Annotated in this window: 7 protein-coding genes; 1 reads left to right on the forward strand and 6 read right to left on the reverse strand. The window is 72.2% G+C overall.

Annotated elements, in window-relative coordinates; genetic code table 11:
- From ACFTZL_RS34960 to solA, 4 genes are all read right to left on the reverse strand, one after another.
- On the reverse strand, positions 1-457 hold a 457-nt coding region (locus tag ACFTZL_RS34960; RefSeq protein ID WP_382591371.1), incomplete at its 3' end, for an ABC transporter ATP-binding protein.
- A gap of 13 nt (positions 458-470) precedes the next feature.
- Complete coding sequence (locus ACFTZL_RS34965; protein ID WP_382591374.1) at positions 471-1,571, reverse strand: ABC transporter substrate-binding protein; 1,101 nt, start codon at positions 1,569-1,571, stop codon at positions 471-473.
- A gap of 95 nt (positions 1,572-1,666) precedes the next feature.
- Entirely contained in the window at positions 1,667-2,638 is a 972-nt protein-coding gene (locus ACFTZL_RS34970) for a succinylglutamate desuccinylase/aspartoacylase family protein (RefSeq protein WP_382591377.1), read from the reverse strand.
- 12 nt (positions 2,639-2,650) lie between these two features.
- On the reverse strand, positions 2,651-3,787 hold the full coding sequence (gene solA / locus ACFTZL_RS34975) for an N-methyl-L-tryptophan oxidase (protein WP_382591380.1): 1,137 nt from the start codon (positions 3,785-3,787) through the stop codon (positions 2,651-2,653).
- 279 nt (positions 3,788-4,066) lie between these two features.
- On the opposite strand from solA, the gene ACFTZL_RS34980 reads away from it, so the two are divergent.
- Positions 4,067-4,813 (forward strand): IclR family transcriptional regulator, encoded by a 747-nt coding sequence (locus tag ACFTZL_RS34980; RefSeq protein ID WP_382591389.1) that lies wholly within the window; start codon positions 4,067-4,069, stop codon positions 4,811-4,813.
- 114 nt (positions 4,814-4,927) lie between these two features.
- Here ACFTZL_RS34980 and ACFTZL_RS34985 read toward each other — a convergent pair whose 3' ends face one another.
- Together ACFTZL_RS34985 and ACFTZL_RS34990 are read right to left on the reverse strand one after the other, a co-directional pair.
- A complete protein-coding gene (locus ACFTZL_RS34985; RefSeq protein WP_382591383.1) occupies positions 4,928-6,367 on the reverse strand; it encodes an NAD-dependent succinate-semialdehyde dehydrogenase in 1,440 nt (479 codons plus the stop codon).
- A complete protein-coding gene (locus ACFTZL_RS34990; RefSeq protein WP_382591386.1) occupies positions 6,364-9,231 on the reverse strand; it encodes an FAD-binding and (Fe-S)-binding domain-containing protein in 2,868 nt (955 codons plus the stop codon). Before ACFTZL_RS34990 ends, ACFTZL_RS34985 begins: the two co-directional genes overlap by 4 nt.
- Positions 9,232-9,352 lie beyond the last annotated feature (121 nt).

A 9,352-nucleotide genomic window follows, 5' to 3' on the forward strand; every position in this document is an offset into this window, starting at 1 on the left:
GTCCGCCGGACAGCTCGCGGGGGCGGCGGCTGCCGAACCCGGAGAGGCCGGCGATCTCCAGGGTCTCCCCGACCCGCCTGCGGATCTCGCCTTTCGGCACGCCGCGCAGCGTGAGCGGGAAGGCGATGTTCTCGCTGACGGTCATGTGCGGGAAGAGGAGGTACTGCTGGAAGACGAAGCCGAGGCCGCGTTTCTGGGGGGCGAGCCGGGTGACGTCGCGGCCCCCGACGGTGATGGTGCCGGAGTCGGGTTCGCAGAAGCCCGCGATCATCATGAGGGTCGTGGTCTTGCCCGACCCCGAGGCGCCGAGGAAGGTGACGAACTCCCCGGCGGCGATCTCCATGGACGCCTCGTCCACGGCGACGACGTCCCCGTAGGTCTTGCGCAGGGCCACTACGGACAGGGCTTTGCCGGTCGTGGTGGCGGGCTTGCCGCCGGTGGTCTCCAGGGAAGGCATGGCTACACCGAATTCAGTCACGGGCCCACTCCAGCCAACGCTTGGTGACGGCGGTCTCGTTCTTGAGCCACCAGCCGATGTCCGCGTCGAAACCCTTGTCGTAGTACTGCGGCGCACCGGCGAGGGCGTTGCGTTCGTCGGTGGTGAGCTTCTCGTAGGCCACCGGGGAGGACGGGTTCGACGGGAAGGCCTTGGCCAGACGGGCCTGGGACTCGGGACGCAGCGCGTAGTCCATGAGCCGGTAGGCGGCGTCCACGTGGGCCGCCCCCTTGGCGATGGCGTAGCCCTGGAACTGGCGGCGCATGCCGTTGAGTTGCCGCGCGACCGGGACGCCCTGCTTCTCCAGGTCGGCGATCCGGCCGTCCCAGACGGTGGACATCGTCACTTCCTGGCGGCTCAGGAGCACACCGGGGAGCGGGCCGCTGTCCCAGAACTTCTTGATGTCGGAGCGGAGCCGGGTCAGCACCTTGAAGGCGCGGTCCAGATCGAGCGGGTAGAGCTTGTCCATCGGGACGCCGTCGGCCAGCAGGGCGAACTCCAACTCGGGCAGGTCGGCGTCCGGGTTGCACATCGAGCGGCTGCCCTTGAACCCCGCGGTGTCCCAGAAGTCGGCCCACGACTCCGGCTTGCGGCCGTCGAAGGCGTCGGTGCGGTAGGCCATGCACTGGCCGTAGAAGCTGTTGCCGATGCCGTGGTCGGTGATCTGGCTGTCGGGGATCCTGGCGCTCTTCAGGCTCTTGATCCGGTCGGTGTCCAGCGCCTCCAGGGCGTCCTGCGCCCCGAACTTGCGGTGGTCCATCATCGAGTTGTTGATGAGGTCGAACTGGGGGCGGCCCTGTTTGATCTGGGCCAGCATCTGGGTGCTCTGGAGGTTGACGACCTGGACGCCGATGCCGGTCTCCTGGGTGAACGGCGTGTAGATCGCCTTCTGGAGGGCCTCCCCGTAGGTGCCGCCGCTGTCGCGGACGACCACCGACTTGCCGCCGCCCTTGCCGCCCGACGCGGTACGGCTGGTGCCGGTGCCGCAGGCGGCGAGGGAGGGCAGGGCGGCGAGGGCGGCGATACCGCCTGCTCCGCGCAGGAGCGCTCTGCGGCCTATGACTGGATCACTCATGACACATCTCCTGGGGCTGGCGCGTGGGGACCGGATGAGCGGGGCGAGGGTGGGGCGGCTGGGGACTGAGGGGTGGGGCCGTTGGGGGCGGCCGGTCAGTCGGCGGGCTGCGCCATGGCGGCGAGTTCGGCGCCGGGGGCGACGGTGAGCCCGTTCATGCCATAGAGGATCCTGCCGGTGGCGGTGGCGGTGACCTTGTGTTCGCTGCCGTGGGCCGGGTCGATGACACGGCCGATGGTCTGGCCCGCGGTCACGTCGTCGCCGGTGGCGGCATCCGGGTACCAGAGGCCGGTGGCCGGGGAGACGACGGACCCGGTCCACACCCAGTCGCGCGGCGGCACGGCCACGGGCGCGGTGCGCGGCGGCTCGTCGAGGACGCCGAGGTGGTGCAGCACGCGGTACAGGCCGTCGAGCAGGGTCCGGGTCTGCTCGGGGTGGCGTTCGCCGAGCCGGCCGGTCTCGATGAGGATGGCGGGGATACCGAGGCGGGCGGCCGCGGCATGGCTGTTGCCACCCTCGGCGTTGCGGCCGAACAGGACCCGCTCGTAGCCGACGGCGTGAGCCATCGCCCGCGTCCTGGCGTCGAGTTCCTCGTCGGAGGTGAGCCGGTAGCCGACGAAGTCGAGCAGGGTCTCGTCGATGCCTCCGCTGTGCAGGTCCGCGTAGGCTTCGGCGCCGGCGATGACGTGGTCGAAGAGCCAGGCGGCCAGGCGCTCGGTGGGGCCTCCCTCGCGGTGGCCGGGGAAGACGCGGTTGATGTTGACGTCGTCGAGCGGGGACTTGCCCAGCCGGCCGGCGTACACCGCCGGCGGATTGGCCACCGGGCAGATCACCACCTGGCCGCCGACGTCGTCCGGCTCCAGGGTTCCCCCGAGGCGGGCGGCCGCGTCGACGCCGACGAACTCGCCGCCGTGGACGCCGCCGGTGATGACGACCCGGGGGCCGGGGCGTGAGCCGTTGACGAGGATCAGTGGGATCTCGACGGTCGTGCTGCCGAGGTCCACGGGGATCGTGCCCCGGGTCTTGCGGCCCGGTTCGGCCCGCAAGGGTCCGACGGTCAGTGTCATGACGTACCTCGTTCAGGCCGTGGTGCGGCCGAGTGTGCTGATGAAGTCGATGGGCTGCGCCGAGGTGCCGTCCAGCGCCAGATCGGCGGCGATGTCGCCGAACGCGGGTGACAGCTTGAAGCCGTGGCCGGAGAAGCCGGCGAGCAGGACGACGTTCTCGGCTCCCGGCAGCGGGCCGATCAGCGGGCGGCTGCTCTCGGTGTAGCCCTCCATGTAGACGGCCAGGCGGGTCGGGTCCGGGTGCAGGTCGGGCAGATGGCGGCGGACGAGGTCGGTGAAGAGCTCCAGTTCCTCCGGCCGGACGGTGCGGTCCAGCGCGTTGGGGTCGCCGGCCGGGGCGTGCAGGGCGCGCGAGAGGCCGATCTTCACGGAGATGCCGTCCGGGGAGGGCAGGCCGTAGCAGTGGGTGGGGGTGGTGCGGATGAAGGCGGGACGCTCCTCGCCGAACCAGGCGTCGGTGGTGGGCACGTACCAGGCGCTGACGAGGCGGCGGACGTCCACCTCCCAGGGCAGTTCGGGCAGCAGGTCGTTCACCCAGGGCCCGACGGTGACGACGGCGGTGTCGAAGCGCTCGCTGCCGGCGTCGGTGCGGATCTCCACTCCGTTCCCGACGGGGACGATCTCCCGCACGGGGGTGTAGCGGTGGATCTGCGCGCCCAGTTGCTCGGCACGGCGGGCGGCGGTCTGGACGGTCAGCTCGGGGCGGATGAAGCCCGCCCTGCGGTCGAGGACGGCAGCATCCCCGTCCTCCAGCCGGTACTGCGGGAACCGCTTCGCCATCGTCTCGGCGTCGAGCACCTCGTGGTCGAGGCCGTGTTCGGCGATGGACTCCAGGACGGTGGCCATCTGCTGGTGCTCGGTGGACCCCATCAGCAGGCATCCGGTCTGTCGGCGCAGCTCACGGCCCGTCTCCTCCTGGAGCCTCTCCCAGAGGGTGTCGGCGTGCTTGAGGAGCGGCACGTAGCGGGAGTCCTCGAAGTGGGCGCTGCGGAAGATCCGCGTCTCGCCGCCGGCCGCGCTGCGGTCGTGGCCGGGGGCGAAGCGGTCGTAGGCGACGACCTGCGCACCGCGGGCGGCGAGCCGCCAGGCGGCCTGACTGCCCATCGTTCCCACGCCCACGACCGCGACGCGCTTCCTGGCAGCTGACACAGGGCTTTCCTTTCGTATCGCCGGGGCGCATCCTGAGCCCCTGCGTGAGGCTGATCGATTCGAGGGGGTTCGAGCGGGGACGGGGCCCTTCGGGGCTCTCCGGCCGCATTCGCCCGGTTCTCGGAGTCCGGCTCACCTCGTCGGGATCCTCCGGAGGGCCGTGCCACATTGTGGAATGCTGTGCTAGAATCTGGCACAGAGAATGACAGTGGCCCTCAGGGGGAGTCAAGAGGGCACCCAGGAGAAATTCCGAGGACCAATGGGGGAAACCGGATGGAAATGAAGAGTGTCACCAGGTCGCTGCGCATCCTGGAGGCGGTCGCCCAGCACCAGCCGGTCACCGTCGGGGAGCTGACCAAGCTCTTCGGCCTGCCCAAGTCGACCGTGCAGCGCACCCTGGTCACGCTGAACGAGGCGGGCTGGCTGCGGGCCAACCGCAGGGACACCACGAGCTGGGAGGTCGGCGTCCGCGTCCTGGCCGTACGGCCCGCCGCACTCCAGGGCTCCAGTCTGTTCGCCGCCGCACGCGAACCGATGCTTCGGCTGCGTGACGCGCTGAACGAGACCATCCACCTGTCGGTGCCCGACGCCCCGCACGGCACGGTCGTCGTCGACCGCGTCGACTGCGACCACGTCGTACGGACCTTCCATGCCGTCGGCGACATCTCCCCGCTGCACGCCACGGCCACCGGGCACAGTGTGCTGGCCCACCTGTCGGGGGCCGACCTCGACGCGGTCGTCGCACGCGGGTTGCAGAGCTACAGCGCGTCCACGCCGGTCGACGCGGCGCGGCTGCGCACGGACCTCGCCCGCGTGCGGGCCGAGGGGTACGCGGTCAACCGCAACCAGTTCCTCCCCGACGTGTGCGCGATCGCCGCGCCCGTCCTCGACGCCGACGGCACACCACTCGCCTCCGTGGCCGTCTCGATGCCGGACTCGCGCTACGACGAGAGCCGGCTGCCCGAATGGGGCCGCATGGTCGCCGACACGGCGGCCGAGATCGCCCACCGCCGGTCGGGCGTCTAGTTCAGCCCCCGCACACGCGCGTGGACGGCTCCGGCACCGCCCTCCGCGTGGAAGCGCGGTGCCGGGCAGGATCCCGGCTCTGAGCGCCGAGACGTACCGGCGGCGCCTCCACCGCTAGCGCACGGGCACGACCACGTACTGGTACTCCAGGAACTCCTCGATCCCGACCCGGCCGCCCTCGCGTCCGAGTCCGGACTGCTTGACCCCGCCGAACGGGGCCGCCGGGTTGGAGACGAGGCCGGTGTTGAGGCCGACCATGCCCACCTCCAGACCTTCGCTGACGCGCAGGCCCCGGTCCAGCCCCTGGGTGAAGACGTAACCGACCAGCCCCCAGGGTGTGTCGTTGGCGCGGCGCAGGACCTCGTCCTCGTCGTCGAAGGTGAGGATCGCGGCGACCGGGCCGAAGATCTCCGTGTCCATCAGACGGCTGTCGGGATCGACACCGGCCAGCACGGTCGGCGGATAGAAGTTGCCGGGCCCTTCAGGCCTCCGCCCGCCCACGAGCACCTCGGCGCCGCGCTCCACAGCGTCGGCCACGAGCTCCTCCACCTTGGCCCGTCCGGTGGCGTCGATCAGCGGGCCGACGTCGACGCCGTCCCGGGTGCCGGGGCCGACCACGAGCGCGCCCATCCGCTCGGCGAGCCGCCGCCCGAACTCCTCGGCGACCGGCCGGTGGACGAAGAAGCGGTTCGCGGCGGTGCAGGCCTCGCCCATGTTGCGCATCTTGGCGACCATCGCGCCGTCCACGGCCACGTCCAGGTCGGCGTCGTCGAAGACGATGAACGGCGCGTTGCCGCCCAGCTCCATCGACGTCCGTACGACGGTGTCGGCGCACTGCGCGAGCAGCAGCCGGCCGACGGCCGTGGAGCCGGTGAAGGACAGCTTGCGGATCCGGCCGCCGCGCAGCAGCGGTTCGCAGACCTCTCCGGCGCGGGAGGTGGTGACGACGTTCAGCACGCCGTCCGGCAGCCCGGCCTCCTTCAGGATCCCGGCGAGGGCGAGGCTGGACAGCGGGGTCTGCGGGGCGGGTTTGAGGATCATGGTGCAGCCCGCCGCGATCGCCGGGCCGATCTTGCGGGTGCCCATGGCCAGCGGGAAGTTCCACGGCGTGATCAGCAGGCAGGGGCCGACCGGGCGGCGGGAGAGCAGCATGCGGTTGCGGCCGTCGGGCAGCGTGCCGCATCCCCCGTCGATCCGCACGGCCTCCTCGGAGAACCAGCGGAAGAACTCGGCGGCGTACGCCACCTCTCCCCTGGCCTCGGCGAGCGGCTTGCCCATCTCGGACGTCATCAGACGGGCGAGTTCATCCGTGCGCTCCAGGATGAGCTCGTGCGCGCGGCGCAGGATCTCGCTGCGCGCCCGAGGTGCCGTACGGGCCCATTCGGCCTGGGCCTGGACGGCCGCCTCCTCCGCGAGCCTGGCGTCCTTGGCACCCGCGTCGGCGACATGGCCGATGATCTCGCCGGTGGCGGGGTCGTCGACGGGCAGGGTGGCGCCGTCCGCGGCGTCCACCCAGGCACCGCCGATGAACAACTGGTTCAGTACCTCGGTCATGAGTGCTCTCCTGGTCGATCGGCGGAGGGGTCGAGGAGTTCCGCGAGGTGCAGGGCGCGGACGCCCCGGTCACCGGCGAGGTGGTCGATCTGGGTGGCGCAACTGAAGCCGTCGGCCACGACGGGGCGTCCTTCGAGGGCGTCGATGCGGGGCTTGAGGGCCAGGTCCGCGACGGCCATCGAGGTGTCGTAGTGCTCCGCCTCGAAGCCGAAGTTCCCGGCGAGTCCGCAGCAGCCCTCGGCCTCGTCGACCGTGCGGACGCCGAGGCGGCGCAGCAGGTCGGCGGGGCGGCGGCCCTTGAAGGTGGCGTACTCGTGGCAGTGGGTCTGCAGGACGACGTCCCGGGGCAGTGGCGGCGCGGTCCAGCCCTGGTCGGCGAGGTCGGTGAGGGCCCCGGTGAAGGTGTGGACGCGGTCGGCGACGCGCTGTGCGGCCTCGGTGCCGAGGAGTTCGGGCACGTCGCGTTTGAGGGCGGCGGCGCAGCTCGGCTCGGCCACGATGATCGGCCGGTCGTCGCCGTCGTCGAGGTGGGCGACCGTACGGGCCATGATCCTGCGGGCCGCGGAAAGCTGGCCGGTGCTGACCCAGGTCAGTCCGCAGCACAGCCCGTCCCGCGGGGCGCAGGGAACGCCGGCGTCGGCGAGCACGCGGCTCGCCGCTCCCGCGACCTGGGGGCGGAAGGCCCGGGTGAAACTGTCGACGAAGAGCAGGGCCTTCGCCGGCCCCGGGGGCTTCGCCGCACGCAGGGTCTTCCGCAGGGCGCGCCGGGAGGCGAAGGCGGGGATCCTGCGCTTCGTGGTCACGCCGCCGAGGCGGGCGAGGAGCCTGCCGAGCGGTCCGCGCAGCAGGAGGTTGACGGGGCGGGCCGCGTATCCGGCGAGGGCGGAGGTCCTGGGCAGCCAGCCGAGCGAGTAGTGGGAGCGGGGCCTGAGCCTGCCCTTGTAGTGCTGGTGCAGGAACTCCGCCTTGTAGGTCGCCATGTCGACGCCGACCGGGCAGTCGCTGGAGCAGGCCTTGCAGGACAGGCACAGATCGAGGGCGTCCTTGACCTCGGTCGAGCGCCAGCCGTCCTGGACGGCCTCTCCGCGCACCATCTCCTGGAGCATGCGGGCCCGGCCGCGGGTGGAGTCGTTCTCCTCCCCCGTGGCCCGGTAGCTCGGGCACATCACCCCGCCGGAGTCGCTGCGGCAGCGGCCGATGCCGACACAGCGGCGCACCGCGCCCGTGAAGCCGTCCGTGTCGTGCGGGAAGGTGAACGACGTGTCCACGAGCGGGAGTTCACGCAGCGCGAGGTCGGCGTCCAGGGGGGCCGGCTCGACGATGACTCCGGGGTTGAGCAGCCCGTCCGGGTCGAAGATCCGCTTGAACGCGGCGAACGCGGCGAGCATGCGGTGGCTGTACATGACCTCCAGCAGTTCGCTGCGGGCCCGTCCGTCACCGTGCTCGCCCGACAGGGTGCCGCCGTGCGAGACGACCAGCGTGGCGGCCTCGGAGAGGAACCGCCGCATGACGGCCCGGCCGGTGTCCGTGGCCGGGTCGAAGTCGACCCGTACGTGGACGCAGCCCGCGCCGAAGTGCCCGTACAGCACACCGGTCAGCCCGTGCGAGGCCAGCAGCTTGCGGAAGTCGCGCAGATAGGCGGCGAGGTTCTCGGGGGCGACGGCCGCGTCCTCCCAGCCGGGCCAGGACTCCCCGCCGTCCACCAACCGGGCGGCGAGCCCGGCCCCGTCCTCGCGGACCCGCCACAGCGAGCGCCGCTCGGCCGGGCTCTCGACGACCCGTCCGCCGGTCAGCCGGCCCTGTGCCTTCAGCACGCCGAGCAGCTCGGCGGCACGGCCGTCGACCGCGGCCTGGTCCTCGCCTTCGAGTTCGACGTAGAGCCAGGCGCGGCCCTCGGGCAGGCCGGTGACGGAGTCCGGGCCGCGGCGGACGCGCATGGTGGCGACGATCGCCTCGTCCATGCCCTCCACGGCGCTGGGCGAGAAACGCAGGATCTCCGGCACGTCCTCGGCGGCGTCGACGACGTCGTCGTAGCCGAGGGTCAGCAGCGCCGAGGCCTGTGCGGTCGCCACCAGGCGGACCGTCGCGGCGGTGACGACCGCACAGGTGCCTTCGGTGCCCACGAGCGCGCGGGCCATGTCGAAGCCGTTCTCCGGCAGCAGGCGGTGCAACTGGTAGCCGGAGACCTGGCGCGGGATCCGGCCCAGTTCGGTACGGATCGGCTCCAGGTTGTCGGCGATCAGCCGGCGTACGTCCGTCTCCAGGCGGGCGACGAGTCCGGCGTCCTGAGGGTCGACCGGATGCAGTCCGGAGCGGTCGGCGACGGCCCGCACGCCGTCGGCCGTCACGATCTCCAGGGCCTCGACATGGCCGCTGGTCCGCCCGTCGCGCACCGACCGGTTGCCGCACGCGTCGTTGCCGATCATGCCGCCGAGGGTGCAGCGGCTGTGCGAGGACGGGTCGGGGCCGAAGTCGAGCCCGTGCGGGGCGGTCGCGGCGCGCAGCGCGTCGAGGACGACACCGGTCTCGACCCGCGCGGTGCGGGCCTCGGGGTCGATGTCCAGGATCCGGTTCAGGTGCCGGGAGAAGTCCAGGACGACACCGAGTCCGACGGCGTTGCCCGCCATGCTGGTGCCGCCGCCCCGGGCCGTGACCGGCACGCCCGCCTCCCGGCAGGCCCGCAGCACCGCGACCACGTCGTCGGCGGTGCGCGGGAAGGCCACGGCCCACGGCAGCACGCGGTAGTTGGAGGCGTCGTAGGCGTACGGGCCCGTCGCCCCCGGGCCGGTCTCCACCCGCAGGCCGGGCGCGATCTCGGCGATACGGGCCGTCAGACCCGCCAGGTCGCGGGTGGCGGTGGTCATCGGCCGTCGGCTCCCGACGTGCCCGCCTCGACCGCCTTCGCCCAGGCCCGCAGTCCCTCGTCCACGCCCGCCTCGTCGATGACGAGCGCCGGGATCATACGGACCACCTGGTTCCAGGCGC

It is taken from the genome of Streptomyces sp. NPDC056948, from assembly GCF_042674225.1.
In the GTDB taxonomy this organism is placed as follows: Bacteria; Actinomycetota; Actinomycetes; order Streptomycetales; family Streptomycetaceae; genus Streptomyces; species Streptomyces purpurascens.

Bases quoted from the DNA above. Each gene is read 5' to 3' on its own strand.
- ACFTZL_RS34965 (WP_382591374.1), bottom strand. From the start codon at position 1,571: ATGAGTGATCCAGTCATAGGCCGCAGAGCGCTCCTGCGCGGAGCAGGC.
- ACFTZL_RS34980 (WP_382591389.1), top strand. From the start codon at position 4,067: ATGAAGAGTGTCACCAGGTCGCTGCGCATCCTGGAGGCGGTCGCCCAG.
- ACFTZL_RS34990 (WP_382591386.1), bottom strand. From the start codon at position 9,231: ATGACCACCGCCACCCGCGACCTGGCGGGTCTGACGGCCCGTATCGCC.
- ACFTZL_RS34970 (WP_382591377.1), bottom strand. From the start codon at position 2,638: ATGACACTGACCGTCGGACCCTTGCGGGCCGAACCGGGCCGCAAGACC.
- ACFTZL_RS34985 (WP_382591383.1), bottom strand. From the start codon at position 6,367: ATGACCGAGGTACTGAACCAGTTGTTCATCGGCGGTGCCTGGGTGGAC.